The 15,059-nt window shown below is 58.2% G+C and carries 16 protein-coding genes and 1 tRNA gene; 7 read left to right on the forward strand and 10 right to left on the reverse strand.

Translation table 11 applies throughout. The features are described from left to right. Window positions 1-158: 158 nt before the first annotated feature. The 3 genes from ACR0K4_RS16400 to pyk all read right to left on the reverse strand — a co-directional run bounded on the left by ACR0K4_RS16400 (window position 159) and on the right by pyk (window position 3,838). Window positions 159-1,709: an alanine/glycine:cation symporter family protein gene (locus ACR0K4_RS16400; protein WP_480854829.1), complete on the reverse strand. Its 1,551-nt coding sequence runs from the start codon at window positions 1,707-1,709 to the stop codon at window positions 159-161. Between the two features lie 14 nt (window positions 1,710-1,723). After that, complete coding sequence (locus ACR0K4_RS16405) at window positions 1,724-2,161, reverse strand: universal stress protein (RefSeq protein WP_480521093.1); 438 nt, start codon at window positions 2,159-2,161, stop codon at window positions 1,724-1,726. Between the two features lie 231 nt (window positions 2,162-2,392). Further along, on the reverse strand, window positions 2,393-3,838 hold the full coding sequence (pyk, locus tag ACR0K4_RS16410) for a pyruvate kinase (RefSeq protein WP_480854830.1): 1,446 nt from the start codon (window positions 3,836-3,838) through the stop codon (window positions 2,393-2,395). A 143-nt stretch (window positions 3,839-3,981) separates the two neighbouring features. Between pyk and ACR0K4_RS16415 the strand changes: the two genes are divergently transcribed. The 3 genes from ACR0K4_RS16415 (at window position 3,982) to ACR0K4_RS16425 (ending at window position 5,410) form a co-directional block, all read left to right on the forward strand. Then, window positions 3,982-4,719, forward strand: coding sequence for an N-formylglutamate amidohydrolase (locus tag ACR0K4_RS16415; RefSeq protein WP_480854831.1), 738 nt, complete (start codon window positions 3,982-3,984; stop codon window positions 4,717-4,719). 59 nt (window positions 4,720-4,778) lie between these two features. After that, window positions 4,779-5,018 carry a DUF6868 family protein gene (locus ACR0K4_RS16420; RefSeq protein ID WP_480854833.1) on the forward strand — a complete coding sequence of 80 codons (240 nt, stop codon included), beginning with the start codon at window positions 4,779-4,781 and terminating at the stop codon, window positions 5,016-5,018. A gap of 77 nt (window positions 5,019-5,095) precedes the next feature. After that, a complete protein-coding gene (locus tag ACR0K4_RS16425; RefSeq protein WP_480521101.1) occupies window positions 5,096-5,410 on the forward strand; it encodes a DUF1244 domain-containing protein in 315 nt (104 codons plus the stop codon). Between the two features lie 41 nt (window positions 5,411-5,451). Here the strand turns inward: ACR0K4_RS16425 and ACR0K4_RS16430 are convergent, their stop codons facing one another. From ACR0K4_RS16430 to dgcN, 3 genes are all read right to left on the reverse strand, one after another. After that, on the reverse strand, window positions 5,452-6,312 hold the full coding sequence (locus ACR0K4_RS16430) for a D-amino-acid transaminase (protein WP_480854834.1): 861 nt from the start codon (window positions 6,310-6,312) through the stop codon (window positions 5,452-5,454). A gap of 29 nt (window positions 6,313-6,341) precedes the next feature. Beyond that, complete coding sequence (gene dgcA / locus ACR0K4_RS16435) at window positions 6,342-7,307, reverse strand: N-acetyl-D-Glu racemase DgcA (protein ID WP_480854835.1); 966 nt, start codon at window positions 7,305-7,307, stop codon at window positions 6,342-6,344. Window positions 7,308-7,373: 66 nt separating this feature from the next. Further along, window positions 7,374-8,375: an N-acetyltransferase DgcN gene (gene dgcN / locus ACR0K4_RS16440; protein ID WP_480854836.1), complete on the reverse strand. Its 1,002-nt coding sequence runs from the start codon at window positions 8,373-8,375 to the stop codon at window positions 7,374-7,376. Window positions 8,376-8,670: 295 nt separating this feature from the next. Between dgcN and ACR0K4_RS16445 the strand changes: the two genes are divergently transcribed. Beyond that, window positions 8,671-9,633, forward strand: a complete 963-nt coding sequence (locus tag ACR0K4_RS16445; protein ID WP_480521108.1) for an L-malyl-CoA/beta-methylmalyl-CoA lyase — start codon at window positions 8,671-8,673, stop codon at window positions 9,631-9,633. A 27-nt stretch (window positions 9,634-9,660) separates the two neighbouring features. Here the strand turns inward: ACR0K4_RS16445 and ACR0K4_RS16450 are convergent, their stop codons facing one another. Then, window positions 9,661-10,239 (reverse strand): PA14 domain-containing protein, encoded by a 579-nt coding sequence (locus ACR0K4_RS16450; protein ID WP_480854837.1) that lies wholly within the window; start codon window positions 10,237-10,239, stop codon window positions 9,661-9,663. Between the two features lie 362 nt (window positions 10,240-10,601). Between ACR0K4_RS16450 and ACR0K4_RS16455 the strand changes: the two genes are divergently transcribed. Next, a complete protein-coding gene (locus tag ACR0K4_RS16455) occupies window positions 10,602-11,564 on the forward strand; it encodes an acetyl-CoA carboxylase carboxyltransferase subunit alpha (protein ID WP_480521112.1) in 963 nt (320 codons plus the stop codon). A 4-nt stretch (window positions 11,565-11,568) separates the two neighbouring features. On the opposite strand, the gene ACR0K4_RS16460 is transcribed toward ACR0K4_RS16455, so the two are convergent. From ACR0K4_RS16460 to ACR0K4_RS16470, 3 genes are all read right to left on the reverse strand, one after another. Then, entirely contained in the window at window positions 11,569-12,699 is a 1,131-nt protein-coding gene (locus ACR0K4_RS16460; protein ID WP_480854838.1) for a lytic murein transglycosylase, read from the reverse strand. Between the two features lie 123 nt (window positions 12,700-12,822). Continuing rightward, a complete protein-coding gene (locus ACR0K4_RS16465; RefSeq protein ID WP_480521115.1) occupies window positions 12,823-13,470 on the reverse strand; it encodes a GntR family transcriptional regulator in 648 nt (215 codons plus the stop codon). Window positions 13,471-13,500: 30 nt separating this feature from the next. Beyond that, the gene (locus ACR0K4_RS16470) at window positions 13,501-14,193 is read right to left on the reverse strand and encodes a M48 family metallopeptidase (protein ID WP_480854839.1); all 693 of its coding nucleotides are present in this window, start codon (window positions 14,191-14,193) and stop codon (window positions 13,501-13,503) included. Window positions 14,194-14,293: 100 nt separating this feature from the next. Between ACR0K4_RS16470 and ACR0K4_RS16475 the strand changes: the two genes are divergently transcribed. Further along, window positions 14,294-14,620: a TIGR02300 family protein gene (locus tag ACR0K4_RS16475; protein ID WP_480854840.1), complete on the forward strand. Its 327-nt coding sequence runs from the start codon at window positions 14,294-14,296 to the stop codon at window positions 14,618-14,620. A gap of 138 nt (window positions 14,621-14,758) precedes the next feature. Beyond that, window positions 14,759-14,834 (forward strand) — tRNA-Ala (locus ACR0K4_RS16480). Window positions 14,835-15,059 lie beyond the last annotated feature (225 nt).

The raw sequence follows: 15,059 nt of genomic DNA on the forward strand, positions 1-15,059 counted from the left end.
GTTTCAGACGCGACTCGGCATGCCATCTCGGCCGGTCACGCAACAGATGCGCCGTTTACGCAAGTTCGATCATACTGGCAAGGGGGTTTCGACCAGAATCTGCGGAATCCGCACAGGTCAGGCACCGGGGCAGCTGCGGGCCGCCCCGGTGAATTGGTTTAGTGTTCGAATTTGCGGATCTCGCCGCTCTTCAGACGCTCGGCGTAGGATGCCAGCTCCTGACGCACCACTTTCATCAGGAAGTAGAGCGCGAAGACGTTCACAACAGCCATGGCAAAGATCGCCGCATCCGAGAAGTCGATGACCGGGCCGAGATTGGCCGCCGCACCGATGACGACGAAGACGCAGAAGATGATCTTGAACACCAGTTCCTTGGTGTGGCCTTCACCGAACAGGTAGGTCCAGGCCTTGAGGCCGTAGTAAGACCAGCTGATCATGGTCGAGAAGGCGAACAGCACCACCGCGATGGCCAGAACGTAGGGGAACCAGCTAAAGGCGCTTGCGAAGGCCGCCGAGGTCAGGCTGACGCCCGAATTGCCGTCAACGGTTGCAATCGCATTACCCGCTTCGTTCAGCATGTACTTGCCGGTCTCGGGGTCGATGATCAGCTGCTGGGTGATAATGATTACCAGCGCGGTCATGGTACAGATCACGACCGTATCAATGAACGGCTCAAGCAGCGAGACAAAGCCTTCGGTGATCGGCTCTTTGGTCCGCACGGCCGAGTGTGCAATCGCCGCCGAACCCACGCCCGCTTCGTTCGAGAACGCCGCACGACGGAAGCCCTGGATCAGCGCCCCGACCATGCCACCAGCAACGCCGAGGCCGGTGAAGGCACCTGCGAAGATCTGGCCAAAGGCCCAGCCGATCTGGTCTGCGTGCATGATAATGATGACCAACGCGGCCAGCACATACATCACACCCATGAACGGCACGACTTTCTCGGTCACGCTGGCGATGGATTTCAGGCCGCCCACGATCACTGCGAAGACGATGCCCGCAAAGACCAGACCCGTGATCCAGCCCGGATAATCTCCGACGATGCCCGCGATCTGCTGATGCGCCTGATTGGCCTGGAACATGTTGCCCCCGCCCAGCGCGCCAAGGATACAGAAGATCGAGAACAGAACAGCCAGAATCTTACCGCCCGGCAGGCCCAGCTCGTTGAACCCTTTGGACATATAATACATCGGGCCACCGGAAACGGTGCCGTCTTCGTATTCATTGCGGTATTTCACGCCCAGCGTACATTCGGTGAATTTTGACGCCATGCCCAGAAGGCCCGCGACGATCATCCAGAAGGTTGCGCCCGGTCCTCCGATGCCGACGGCCACCGCGACACCGGCGATGTTTCCAAGACCAACCGTGCCCGACAGCGCCGTGGCCAGCGCTTGAAAGTGGCTGACCTCACCCGCGTCGTTGGGGTCGGAATAGTCACCTTTGACAAGGCTTATCGCATGGCTGAAGAACCGCAGCTGCACGAAGGCAAAATACAGCGTAAACACGGTGGCCGCGATCACCAGCCACCCCACGATCCATGGGAACCCGGTTCCCGGAAACGGCGCGAAGATAAAGCTGACGAAAGGCCCGGTGAAATCGGCGAAGGCCTGGTTGATCTTTTCGTCAAGACCCGGAGCCTCTTGCGCAAGAGCAGGGCCCGCGGCAAAGGCCGCAGCGGCTGTAGCGCCAAATTGTTTGAGCATTCTCATTCTTGTCCCTCCCCTCAGTTCACGACAGTGACCGGCACATCGGCGTGCATGACCAGATTCTGGGTCGAACTGCCGAACAGGCGTTTCTTGAACCCGTCCGCCGAGGCTCGACCAACAACGATCTGCGATCCGCCATTTTCAACGGTGATCTTATTCAGCGTTTCCGCCACGTCTCCATGACGCACGATGCCATGCGCCTGGAATCCGGCGGCTTTCAGCGCCTCGACCGCAGGCGCGATGATGCGCGTGGTGGCCAGTTCAACCTCTTCCTCACGCCGTTTGTGACGCAGTGCGTTTTCCTCAGGTGTCTGGAAAGTGAAAGGGGACCATTCGATGACGTAAACCACCAACAATTCGCACGTACCGATCCTCTCGGCCAAATCCCTGGCAAAGGCGATCGCACGCTCGCCGGTTTCTGTCCCGTCCAGCCCAATGACAATTTTCGTTGTCATGACGTTCCTCCGTTATTGTGATTGTACCGGGGCCCGTGCCCCCGGCAGGGCAGCCGGAACTTGGAACTAAAATAGATGACTGCCCCTGCCGATCAGTATCGGGGAAAAACACGGAAAAACAGAGGGGAAACTGAGTTTTTCACCCAATAATGCCGTAACTATTTGTTCTAATAGTAGTTTTTATGCCTAATTTTCGAGCAAAACTTGATTGGGCAGGTTGCCCGAACAGACTTAGCCAGGATCAGTGTTGTAGATCAGACGCTCATCACAAGGCGCGATGCGCAAGATGTTCGTCGTGCCGGGCACGTTGAACGGAACACCGGCAGTGACGACGATCTGATCGCTTTCCGATGCGAACCCTCCGGCACGCGCGGCGCGGGCTGCGTTGACGACTGCGCCTTTGAATCGCTCGAGTTCCGGGGTCATCACGCAGTGGCACCCCCAGCTGAGGCACAGCCGGCGCGCGGTTCCGGTCGCGGGCGTCATGGCGATGATCGGCACGCCGGGACGTTCACGCGCGGTCAGGAGTGCGGTGGTGCCGCTTTGGGTAAAACAGCATATTGCCTTGATATCGGTCTTTTCCGCAATCTCACGCGCCGCAGCGACGATACCGTCGGCGATCGTTGTGCCCTTGGCGGTGCGCGAGGCGGCAATGATCTGAGTGTAGGTCGGATCGGCCTCGACCTCGATAGCGACCTTGTTCATGGTCTGCACCGCCTCAACCGGATACGACCCGGCAGCCGATTCCGCGCTAAGCATGATGGCATCCGTACCCTCGTAGATCGCCGTGGCCACGTCCGAGACTTCGGCGCGGGTCGGCATCGGGCTTTCGATCATGCTTTCCAGCATCTGGGTGGCGACGATCACGGGTTTTGCCGCGGTCCGACATTTGCGAACCAGCCGTTTCTGGATCGGCGGTACGGCAGAAACCGGCAATTCAACACCCAGATCGCCCCGGGCAACCATGATGCCATCGGATGCATCGAGGATATCGTCAAACGCTTCGACGGCCGCAGGCTTTTCGATCTTGGAGAGGATCGAGGCGCGCCCATCCGCTAGCGCGCGGGCCTCGAATACGTCCTTGGCGCGTTGCACAAAACTCAGCGCCAGCCAGTCGACACCCAGTTGGCAGACAAATTCCAGATCGTCCCGGTCTTTGGCGGACAAAGCCGCCAGCGGCAGCACCACGTCGGGCACGTTGACGCCCTTACGGTTCGAGATCGTCCCCCCGACCTCAACCGAACAGTTGGCATAGTCTTGACCGCAATCCTGCACGATCAGGCGAATTTTCCCGTCATTGACCAGAAGACGCGCGCCCGGTTCCAGCGCGGCAAAAATCTCGGGGTGGGGCAGGCAGACGCGGTTGATGTCACCGGCCGCCGGATCAAGATCCAACCGAAACGCAGCGCCTTCTTCCAGCTCTTCGGCTTCGTTGGCGAATACGCCGACACGCAGTTTCGGACCCTGAAGGTCGGCCAGAATGGCAATGGGGCTTTCCAGATCCTTCTCAACCTGCCTAATGATCCGGTGCCGTTCGCGAATCTCATCATGGCTACCGTGGCTCATATTCAGGCGGAACACATCCGCTCCGGCCTCGTGCAGCGCGCGGATCATGTCATAGTCATTTGACGCCGGTCCCAGCGTCGCCACGATTTTTACATTTCTCAGGCGTCGCATTGATCTTGCCCCCTTCACGTCTTCGTTGGCTTTGTCGGTCATCCGATAAAGATGTTACCGCAAACATCGGTCACGCTGCTTATTGCGCAATTCCCTTTCCGAAGCAACTGCCCTACACCTGCGATGAACAAGATGACAGGCTTATGACGTATTCTCCGTTTTTTATCCACGGCGCGGATCGGCCATCGCGCTGGCTGATCACATGTGACCACGCAACCAACATGGTACCGCCCGAGGTGAACGGAGGCGATCTTGGCCTGCCCCGTGAGGATATGGAGCGCCACATTGCCTATGATGTTGGCGCCTACGAGGTGTCAAAGCACCTGGGCGAGATTCTGAACGCGCCAGTCATTGCTGCCAACTTCTCGCGTCTTGTGATTGATCCGAACCGGGGTGAGGATGATCCGACCCTGTTGATGAAGCTTTATGATGGCTCCATCATTCCCGGGAATCGCCACGCCGACACGGTGGAGCGCGAGCGACGTCTGAACATGTGCTATCGCCCCTATCACAAGGCGCTGGCGGACCTGGCGGCACTGCCGCACGCGGTCATCGTATCGATGCATTCCTTTACGCGCCAGCTGCGCGGACGTGATCCGCGCCCCTGGCATATAGGGGTGCTGCACACGCCAGACGAAAGGTTCTCGCGGCCGCTGATTGACCGGCTTGAGGCAGAAGGCGACCTGTGCGTCGGGGTGAACGAGCCTTATACAGGCGTGCTGCCCGGAGATGCGATTGATAAACACTGCACCACCTTTGGCCGTCCCAATGCACTGATCGAGCTGCGCAATGACCTGATCGGGGATCACGCGGGTCAACGGGCTTGGGCCGAGCGTCTGGCCACCGTTTTGCATGATGCGCTGGACGCCAGCGACCTTTGAGCACACATTATTGTGAGCACTGGCCCTGATCCCCATATATTCGGGGAAAGGAGGCGATGATGACTCAGGAATTTCTGACGGACGTCTTTGGCTGGATGGCTGTGTTGAACATCGCCGTCTTGCTGTTCACCACAGCGATGGTTTTCGTGTTGCAGGACCGGATCGCAGGTATCCACAGCACGATGTTCCAGATGGCGCATTCGGATGTGAAGCGGGCATATTTCCGGTATCTGGCCAATTACAAGATACTGACGCTGATCTTTTGCATCATCCCGTGGCTGGCCTTGAAGCTGACTTGACGCGCCGTTTGTTGAAACATCGCCATCGGACCGCTAGGTCAGATACAGCACGCAATTCTGTCATTCGGAGCCTGACCATGGACACTCAAACCGAAATCGAACTTCAAGCCGCCGCATTCCGCCGCCTGCAGCAGCACCTGATGCAGGACCGCACTGACGTTCAGAACATCGACATGATGAACCTGGCCGGGTTCTGCCGGAACTGCCTGTCTCGTTGGTATCAGGAAGCGGCCAACGAAAAGGGTATCGAAATGGGCAAGGACGAGGCGCGTCAGATCTTCTACGGCATGACCATGGAGGAATGGAAAGCGAACTACCAGACCGAGGCCAGCCCGGAAAAGCAAGCCGCGTTCGAGGTCGCTTTTGAAGAAAATGTTGGCAAAAAGGGCTGACCCGAAAAGGAAAGGCCCGCCAGTTTGACGGGCCTTTTGCCTTAAACTGCGGCCTTGCGGCTTTCGTCGATATAAATTTCGCGCAACCGCGTTGCGATAGGCCCCGGAGTGCCATCACCCAGTGCAACGCCGTCGATCTCGACCACCGGCATCACAAACGCGCTGGCCGAAGTGGTAAATGCTTCATCCGCCGCCTGTGCTTCTGCGATGGTGAAAAGACGCTCCTCGACAACCATCTGCGCCTCGGCAGCCATGCGCAACACCGCCTTGCGGGTGATCCCGTGCAGGATGTCGTTGGACAGCGGACGTGTGACGATTTTTCCGCCTTTGACAAAATAGGCGTTGTTGCTCGTGCCCTCGGTCACATAGCCGTCTTCCACCATCCAGGCGTCATCGCACCCTGCGGTCTTGGCCATCATCTTGCCCATTGACGGATAGAGCAGCTGAACCGTCTTGATGTCCCTGCGTCCCCAGCGGATATCATCGATGGAGATGATCTTTGCCCCGGTCTTCGCGGCGGGACTGTCCGCCAGCCCCGGCTTGTTCTGGGTAAACAGAACAAGCGTTGGTTTGGTGTCAGCGGATGGGAACACAAAATCCCGATCTCCATCACTACCGCGCGAGACCTGCAGATATACCAGACCCTCATCAATATCGTTCAACTCAACCAGTTTGCGGTGTATCTCCAGCAACTCGTCCTGGCTGCAGGGCGAGGCCATCTGCAACTCGTCCAAAGACCGTTTCAGCCGAACAGCGTGGCCTTCGAAATCAATCAGCTTGCCGTCCAGAACGCTGGTAACCTCATAGACAGCATCCGCCATCAGAAATCCCCGGTCAAAGATCGAGACCTTCGCCTCGGTTTCGGGCAGATACTCTCCGTTCACATAAACGGTGCGGGTCATTTTATATCCTTTTCGTTTCAGGGCCGTCCTCAGCCCCAGAGCGCGGCTTGGGGCGGGTGGACCCCGGTATCGTCAAAAACCAGCGGGGTATCGCGGTCTTCGGCCAACAGAAGCGGGCCGTCAAGGTCTGTCACCATCGCACCTTGCGCCAACAAAGTTGCCGGGGCCATGGCCAGAGAGCTGCCGACCATGCAACCGACCATGATGTCAAAGCCTTCTGCAATCGCCGCTTCGCGCAATTCCAGCGCTTCCGTCAGGCCGCCGGTTTTGTCCAGTTTGATATTGATGACATCATACTTGCCTTTGAGGTTGGGCAAGCTGTCGCGATCATGACAGGATTCGTCAGCGCAAACCGGCACCGGGCGTTGCATCCCGATCAAGGCTTCGTCATCGTCAGCAGGCAGAGGCTGTTCGACCAAAGCGACCCCCAACCGCACCAGATGCGGCGCAAGATCTGCATAAACCTCGGCAGACCAGCCTTCGTTGGCGTCCACGATGATCCGGGCGTCCGGAGCCCCCGCACGCACGGCTTCAAGCCGCGGCATGTCGTCCGGCGTCCCCAGTTTGATCTTGAGCAAGGGTCGATGCGCGTTTGCCGCAGCCTGCACCCGCATCGCTTCAGGTGCATCCAGTGAAAGCGTATAGGCGGTGATTTCCGGCTGCGGCACGGGTAACCCGGCCAGGTCCCACACTCGACGACCCGCACGTTTGCACTCCAGATCCCAAAGTGCGCAATCCACCGCGTTTCGCGCCGCGCCCGCTGGCAACAAACCCATCAACTCCGCCCGATCAAACCTGTCCGGAAGGCCTGCGATTTCCGCTTCAACAGAATCCAGCGTCTCGCCATACCGGGCATAAGGCACGCACTCCCCCCATCCGCCGATCCCATCTTCAGATACACGAACGGTCAGCACCTGCGCCTCGGTCCGCGATCCGCGCGAGATCGTAAAAACCTGCGCCAAGCGAAAAACATCACGAGAGACTTGGATCTGCACGCGCCCCCTCCTTCATCTTTTCAAAAATACTCCCGCCGGAGGCGGTCCTCCGACAGGACAGATAGATCACAGCGCCATGAGCGCATCCACAAGTTTCCCCGCACCAAAACGATAAGGATCAGTGGCAGGTAACCCCATCTCAGCCTCCACCTCTGTAATATACTCTCGCGCCGCGTCTTCGTTCAGGTTTTGGGTGTTGATTGAAATCCCAACCACCTGACAGTCCGGGTTTGCGATGCGAGCGATTGGTAAGGCGGTGTCACGAAGTTCAGTCAATGTTGGCAGGCCGTATTCCGGCAGGCCACGCATATGAGTGCGGGTCGGTTCATGACACAGGATCAGGGCATCAGGTTGTCCGCCATGCACCAATGCCATTGTCACCCCTGAATATGACACGTGGAACAAAGACCCCTGACCTTCGATGTGATCCCAATGATCCTCATCGTTTCCCGGGGTCAGATACTCCACCGCGCCCGCCATGAAATCCGCAACAACCGCATCGAGGGGCACACCTTGCCCGGTGATCAGAATTCCCGTTTGACCGGTGGCGCGGAACGTGGATTTTAAACCCCGCTTGCGCATCTCGGCATCCATCGACATTGCCGTATACATTTTGCCCGCAGAGCAATCGGTGCCGACGGCCAGGCATCGCTTTCCACTGCGCTTGCGGCCATTGGCAATCGGATACCCGTCAGTCGGCACACGCACGTCGTGCAGGGTGCCCCCATGGGTTTGGGCAGCAGCAACCAGATCGCCTTCGTCCCGCAACAGGTTGTGCAGCCCCGATGCCAGATCGTACCCCATTTCCAGCGCTTCGATCAGCACCTTCTTCCAGGCCTGGCTGATAACGCCACCGCGATTTGCTACACCGATCACCAGCGTCTTGGCTCCGGCAGCCTTGGCCTCGGCCAGGGTCATATCGGTCATGCCCAGATCGGCCTTGCAGCCTTCCATCCGGAACTGGCCTACGGCGTTTTCCGGTCGCCAATCCCGGATTCCGATAGCAACTTTGGCGGCCAGTTGGTCGGGGGCATCACCCAAAAACAGCAGATACGGTGTTTCGATCATTGCGGTGCACTCCTTTGATTCCGAAGCAGGCTAAGGGAGCGGTCAGACGAGGGTTTCTCGATTCGCTCCAGCAAAGAGAGGGATCGCGAGAGTTTATTGTGTAGAATAGTTCAAAATTGCAAAATTATTGCAAGTTTCTTAAGTGATTAATCCATAAGCGCCGAAAACAAACGGATTGCCAGTGAATGCTGCAATTGCAATGCCGCAAGTGCATAAACATGCTTGCGCAGCGCTGCGCAATTTAATATCCCGAAGGGGAATAAAATCGTAATTTCCTTTCTTACGTGAGGTCCCGATGAGTTTCCGCATTCAACCCGCCGCCCCAGCGCGCCCGAACCGCTGCCAGTTGTTCGGGCCGGGGTCCAATACCAAGTTGTTTGCGAAGATGGCGGCATCGGCTGCGGATGTTATCAACCTTGATCTCGAGGACTCGGTTGCGCCAACCGACAAGGACGCAGCGCGTGCCAATGTCATCGAGGCGCTGAACACCGTCGACTGGGGGAACAAATACCTTTCGGTGCGCATCAACGGGTTGGACACACCATACTGGTATCGTGACGTGGTCGATCTGATGGAACAGGCCAGCGATCGCCTCGACCAGATCATGATCCCCAAAGTCGGGTGTGCGGCGGATGTCTACGCGGTCGACGCGTTGGTTACCGCGATTGAACACGCCAAGGGCCGCTCCAAACCGATCAGCTTCGAGGTCATCATCGAGTCGGCCGCCGGTCTTGCGCATGTCGAAGAGATCGCGGCCTCATCACCCAGACTGCAGGCCATGAGCCTGGGGGCGGCGGATTTTGCAGCATCGATGGGGATGCAGACCACCGGCATCGGAGGTACACAGGAAAACTACTACATGCTGCACGAAGGCGACAAGCATTGGTCCGACCCGTGGCACTGGGCACAAGCCGCGATTGTCGCGGCTTGCCGAACTCATGGCGTTCTACCGGTGGATGGTCCCTTCGGAGATTTCTCGGACGACGACGGGTATATCGCGCAGGCCAAGCGCTCGGCGACGTTGGGCATGGTTGGCAAGTGGGCGATCCATCCCAAACAGATCGCCTTGGCCAATCAGGTCTTTACACCGTCAGACGAAGCAGTGTCTGAGGCGCGCGACATCCTGGCCGCGATGGAGCAGGCCAAGGCAAATGGCGAAGGCGCGACGGTCTATAAGGGGCGGCTGGTTGATATCGCCTCGATCAAACAAGCCGAAGTGATTGTGGCGCAGGCGGAGTTGATTGCCTCGAACAACTAAGAACGGCACCTTTGCAGGTGCCTTACTTCAGCGCCCAAACACGTCATTTGGCGTCCAGGTAATCCGCTCGCCTTGTTTGCCCCATTTCATCATCAGGCAAGATGCCACGTATTTCTGAAAATACTTTATGTGCAGTGGATACCATCCTGCCTTAGGAACTTCGACTTCGGTTCTCTGGTTCGCATCGCATGGCTGACGGTTATTGAGGTATCCTATTTGTTGACCGCCGACCCAGGCATCGATGCCATCATTGGACCAGGTTTCAAGCTCATAGATGCCGGGTGAGTCAAAGTGGATGTACCCGGTGATTTCGGCAGCAACGTTGTAAGCCTTGTCAAAGGTCAAAACCGGATCACCGTCGTTCGTTTCCCGGTAATCCAGCCCCCTTAGCGGAGGCCCGGGCTTCGCTTTTTTCAGCAGGTGTTCTGCTTTGGCCAGATTCTGGATCTTACGCGGAGGATTGCCTTCCCATGCGTATTTTACGTTCAGACCCGATTTCGGGTTGGGCTGAGGGTCAGCGGGCTGCAGTTTTAATGGTTCCGACATTACGCCCCCGGCTGTCATCGCCAGGACCGCGGCCAGCGCTCCGGTCCGGAATAGGTTCATGGTCTTCTCCCTGAGTGTAGTCTCGCTGAGGTTTCTCCCCATTTTTGGTTGAGACGTTTATTGGACACTAGGACGTGAGAATTGCACCTGCAAGTGAGTTAAACTTCACAATTGTGCAGGTAAACCTTCGCTGATATCTCATGTTGATCCATCAGAGTTTTTGTAAGTGGTGTTACACGCGGCCCCTCGTCAAACGGGTTTCGAGAGGAGGTTTCTTTTCCCGGTGCCAGAATCGTATGGGCTTAACGAGTAGTGCCACAACCCGCTGGATCCGTCCCAATTCATGTTCGCGCACTCATGCCGAGTTGCATCCCGGTTCCCCACAGGTCATATAGCAGAGAATTTCCGCGTTGAGAGGCGTCATGACCCAGTATCTGGATTTCGAAAAACCCCTGGCCGAAATCGAAGGCAAAGCCGAAGAGCTGCGTGCGCTGGCGCGTGCCAATGAAGAGATGGACGTGGCCGAAGAAGCCTCGGCGCTGGATGCCAAGGCTGCGAAACTGCTGGAAGAGCTGTATGCCGATCTGACGCCCTGGCGGAAATGTCAGGTGGCACGGCATCCTGAACGACCCCATTGTCAGGACTATGTTGCCGAGCTGTTCACCGAATTCACGCCCTTGGCCGGAGATCGGAATTTCGCGGACGATCTGGCAGTGATTGGCGGCCTTGCGCGGTTCGATGATCAGCCGGTGATGGTGATCGGACATGAAAAGGGCAGCGACACCAAATCGCGGATCGAGCGCAATTTCGGCATGGCGCGCCCCGAAGGCTATCGCAAAGCCGTGCGCCTGATGGAAATGGCAGGGCGGTTTGGTCTGCCGGTGATTACTTTGATCGACACCGCAGGGGCTTATCCCGGAAAGGGCGCCGAAGAACGCGGCCAATCCGAAGCCATCGCCCGCTCGACCGAGATGTGTTTGAAAATCGGTGTGCCTCTGGTTTCCGTGATCATTGGCGAAGGCGGTTCTGGTGGTGCCGTGGCGTTTGCAACGGCGAACCGTGTGGCAATGCTGGAGCATTCGGTCTATTCGGTGATCTCACCTGAAGGTTGTGCTTCGATCCTGTGGAAAGACTCCGAGAAGATGCGCGAAGCGGCCGAGGCACTGCGTCTGACGGCGCAAGACCTCTATAAACTGGGCATCTGCGACCGGATCATCACCGAACCCAAAGGCGGTGCCCACCGTGACCGCTTAACAACCTTTGAATCGGTCCGGGCTGCGATCACGGCGATGCTGAAAGATCTGGACGGCAAGGATGCGGCAACGCTGATCCGCGACCGCCGCCAGAAATTCCTTGATATCGGCTCAAAAGGGCTGGCGGCCTGAGCCGTCAACCGCCGAGCCTGCGCAGTAAGTCCACCGAGGGCTCTCCTGTCGCAGGCAGGCCGTTTGCGCGCTGATACGCGCTGATCGCGGATGTGGTATTCTTGCCGATCACCCCGTCCGCGCCTTGCGTATCGTAGCCTGCGGATGTCAGGCGTCGCTGCAACTCTTTGCGGTCCTGCAACGTCAGGCCATTTTCATCCGGCCCAAACGACGCCTGAAACGGCGCGCCGCCTGCGATCCGGTCTGACAGATGTCCAACGCCAATGGCATAGCTGTCCGAGTTGTTATAGCGTTTGATGACCTGAAAATTCCGGAATACGGCAATGCGGGGTCCCGGGTTCTGCGGTTGCAATACGGAGACTGGCGTGCCGCTGACGGTCCCAACCTCGCCTCCCCAGGGCCGACCCCGCTCCCATCCGGATCGCGCAAGATAAGCCGCTGTTGAGGCCAATGCGTCCGCCGGATCATCCGACCAGATATCGCGCCGTCCGTCACCAGTGAAATCCACCGCAAATGCCTGATACGATGTGGGAATAAACTGCGTATGCCCCATCGCTCCGGCCCAACTGCCGGTCATGTTGGCAGGCGTGGTGTCGCCCTCCTGAATGATCTTCAGCGCAGCCACCAGCTGTTTTTCAAAGAAGGCACCGCGCCGCCCGTCATAGGCCAGCGTAGACGTGGCTGAGATGACCGGTACGTCACCGCGCCGCGCACCATAGCGGCTTTCCAGCCCCCAGACGGCAACGATCACCTCTTTCTCGACACCATATTTTGCCTCGATCTGGGACAGGGTGCTGTTGTGACGCTGCAGCATCTGTTGCCCGGTGCTGATCCGTTCGTCCGAAGCGGCGATGGCCAGATAATCCTCAAGCGAGCGTTTGAACTCCACCTGATTGCGGTCGCGCTCAATCACATCGGGCAGATAGCCAGCCCCTTGAAAGGCGCGGTTGATCGTTGTCTGTGAAATGCCTTGCGCGGCGGCGCGGCCTTTGAATCCTGCGACCCACGCATCCCATCCCGCGTTCGGAACGGTCCGCATTCGGGACGCGGGCGCGTTGCTTGGGGCGCCACCGCCCGAACAGGCCGCAAGCAGGCCTGAACCAAGTAAAACTGAGAATGTCCTGCGGGTGATCATGACTGAAATCTGCTCTTGTTGTGATTGACCTCACAATAGCGCAGACAGGGGCTTCGCACCAGAAATACGCGCCCTTCAAAAGCCTGAAGGTCCGGTAATCCACACCCCTGAGCGGTATGCCGCCTAACTGACCAGCAGCCGCAACCCCTGGGTCACGTCCGAGCGGACTGCCAGACGCAAGCCAGGCTCATCCCCGGCCTTGAGCGCGGCAATGATCAGACGGTGATAATGCGGTGGGTCTGTACGCCGCAACCGACCATAGAGGGCTCGCATTGTCGGCCCCATCTGCAACCAGACGGTTTCGGCGATCGCCAACATGGCCGGGGCCTGCGCCCGCAAATAGAGTGTGCGGTGAAACTCCAGATTGGCGCGAATATAGCCCACCGCGTCCCGTTTCGTGACCATTTCAGCAACGGTCATATTGATGCTCTGCAATCGATCGATCAGTGCGATATGCGCGCGGGGCAGGGCGCGGCTGGCCAGTTCGACCTCCAAAAGCGCGCGCAGCGCGGCAAGTTCTTCTATCCGGTCGTTGGTCAGTTCCGGGGTCGAGACCCGCCCCGAGGTGGACAGGAACAATGCACCCTCGGCCGCCAACCGGCGTACAGCTTCGCGTGCAGGGGTCATTGAGACGCCAAACTCCTTGCCAATCCCTCGCAACGTCAACGCCTGACCTGGTGCAATTTCGCCATGCATAATACGGGATCGCAAAGCCCGGTAAACTTGATCATGGGTGGGCGCCTGGGATTCGGCCGTGCGTGGATTCATCATCCGGTTATGTGATCACAAATTTCAATGCAGTCAATCTGTGGCTTCAAACCGATACCGATGCAGCGCAGCACCGTTGTCCCGCAACCAGCGACGCGGTGCCTTGTAAGGTCCATAGATATTTTCGACCTGCGCCCAGAAAGCGGGTGAGTGGTTCATCTCGGCCAAATGTGCCACCTCATGCGCCGCAACATAGTGCAGTACATCGGTCGGTGCCATGATCAGGCGCCACGAGAACATCAACCCGCCTGCAGAGGTGCAAGACCCCCAGCGTGAACGCGTGTCGCGCAGTGTCAGGGTGCTGTAGGGCAAGCCCAGCATCGCCGCATAATCATCGCTGGCCCCGGTCAGCCGGTCCCGTGCCAGTTCCTTGAGAAAGCGGGCCAGTCGGCGCCCTTCGGCCCCCGCGGGCACGCCAATCTCATCCCTGCGCATCAGGACCCGTCGCCCTGGGGCGTGGACGATTCGGCGCATCTGACCTTCAACCGGAATGGTCTGGCCGATCTGCACGACAGATGGGTCTGGCTGGTCATCCAGATGTTGCCGAATCCACTCTTCTTTCTGATGTGCGAATTTCAACGCCTCGGATTCGGCAATGCCTTGAGGGTAGGTGAGCGTAACGCGCCCATCTAACTGGGAAATCCGCAAACTGATCCGCCGCGCGCGCGCCGATTTGCGCAATGTCAGCGGCACCGGAGGCCGTCCCGGCAATGCGTGTCGCCCCATGGGCCGATCTCCTTCGCGCAAAGGCTTTGACAGTGCCTGCCGCATGTGGCAGGTGACCTGAATCATTGTTGAGATTCACCTGATATCAAGGGGATTTGATATGCCCAAGGAAGAATGGGGCGTAAAGCGTGTCTGCCCGACCACCGGCAAACGCTTTTACGACCTGAACAAGGACCCGATCGTCAGCCCCTACACGGGTGAGATCGTGGAACTGGAAACCGGCAAAAGCCGGATGATCGCTGCTGATGCGGAAGACGCGGCCTCGGTCAAAGCGCGTGAGGCGTCCTCGGACGAGGATATCGTGCTGGACGATGACGACAATGTCGATGTCGAACTGGACGATGATCTGCTGGACGACGATGACGATGACGGCGACAACGTCTCGCTGGACGACATCAAGGATATGTCGTCGGAAGACGAAAACTGACCGGACCAGAGGCGGCCCGCGCCGCCTCGTTTCCTGCCCGGGTCGGCGGCAAACTTTTTCACCGTTTCCGCTTTTTGGGCTTGAACTCACCTGCGGCGTCTCATAAACGTCCGTCCACCGCTGCGGCGGTACCTGCATGGGGCCTTAGCTCAGTTGGGAGAGCGCTTGCATGGCATGCAAGAGGTCAGGGGTTCGACTCCCCTAGGCTCCACCAAAACCTAACAATACAACTAGATAGCAAGCATTAGAGCGGTGTGACACACAGGTGTGACACAAAATGAAGCTGCATGCGTATCTCTCACTGTCCAGACATGGCATCTATTACTTCCGTTGGCCACTGCCCGACACAAGACCAAAACCCCACACTAGACCAAGCGCCACACGTAGGACCCTTCGGGTGTCTTTGCGTACAAGGTGCCCTAAAGAGGCTGGTACTCTG

The sequence above is a fragment of the Ruegeria sp. K11 genome, assembly GCF_056531905.1.

Coding starts and splice junctions, on each gene's coding strand:
- ACR0K4_RS16450 (WP_480854837.1), bottom strand. CDS start 10,239: ATGAACCTATTCCGGACCGGAGCGCTGGCCGCGGTCCTGGCGATGACA.
- ACR0K4_RS16455 (WP_480521112.1), top strand. CDS start 10,602: ATGACCCAGTATCTGGATTTCGAAAAACCCCTGGCCGAAATCGAAGGC.
- pyk (WP_480854830.1), bottom strand. CDS start 3,838: ATGCGACGCCTGAGAAATGTAAAAATCGTGGCGACGCTGGGACCGGCG.
- ACR0K4_RS16425 (WP_480521101.1), top strand. CDS start 5,096: ATGGACACTCAAACCGAAATCGAACTTCAAGCCGCCGCATTCCGCCGC.
- ACR0K4_RS16460 (WP_480854838.1), bottom strand. CDS start 12,699: ATGATCACCCGCAGGACATTCTCAGTTTTACTTGGTTCAGGCCTGCTT.
- dgcN (WP_480854836.1), bottom strand. CDS start 8,375: ATGATCGAAACACCGTATCTGCTGTTTTTGGGTGATGCCCCCGACCAA.
- ACR0K4_RS16470 (WP_480854839.1), bottom strand. CDS start 14,193: ATGGGGCGACACGCATTGCCGGGACGGCCTCCGGTGCCGCTGACATTG.
- ACR0K4_RS16405 (WP_480521093.1), bottom strand. CDS start 2,161: ATGACAACGAAAATTGTCATTGGGCTGGACGGGACAGAAACCGGCGAG.
- ACR0K4_RS16465 (WP_480521115.1), bottom strand. CDS start 13,470: ATGATGAATCCACGCACGGCCGAATCCCAGGCGCCCACCCATGATCAA.
- ACR0K4_RS16420 (WP_480854833.1), top strand. CDS start 4,779: ATGACTCAGGAATTTCTGACGGACGTCTTTGGCTGGATGGCTGTGTTG.
- ACR0K4_RS16415 (WP_480854831.1), top strand. CDS start 3,982: ATGACGTATTCTCCGTTTTTTATCCACGGCGCGGATCGGCCATCGCGC.
- ACR0K4_RS16430 (WP_480854834.1), bottom strand. CDS start 6,312: ATGACCCGCACCGTTTATGTGAACGGAGAGTATCTGCCCGAAACCGAG.
- ACR0K4_RS16400 (WP_480854829.1), bottom strand. CDS start 1,709: ATGAGAATGCTCAAACAATTTGGCGCTACAGCCGCTGCGGCCTTTGCC.
- ACR0K4_RS16475 (WP_480854840.1), top strand. CDS start 14,294: ATGCCCAAGGAAGAATGGGGCGTAAAGCGTGTCTGCCCGACCACCGGC.
- ACR0K4_RS16445 (WP_480521108.1), top strand. CDS start 8,671: ATGAGTTTCCGCATTCAACCCGCCGCCCCAGCGCGCCCGAACCGCTGC.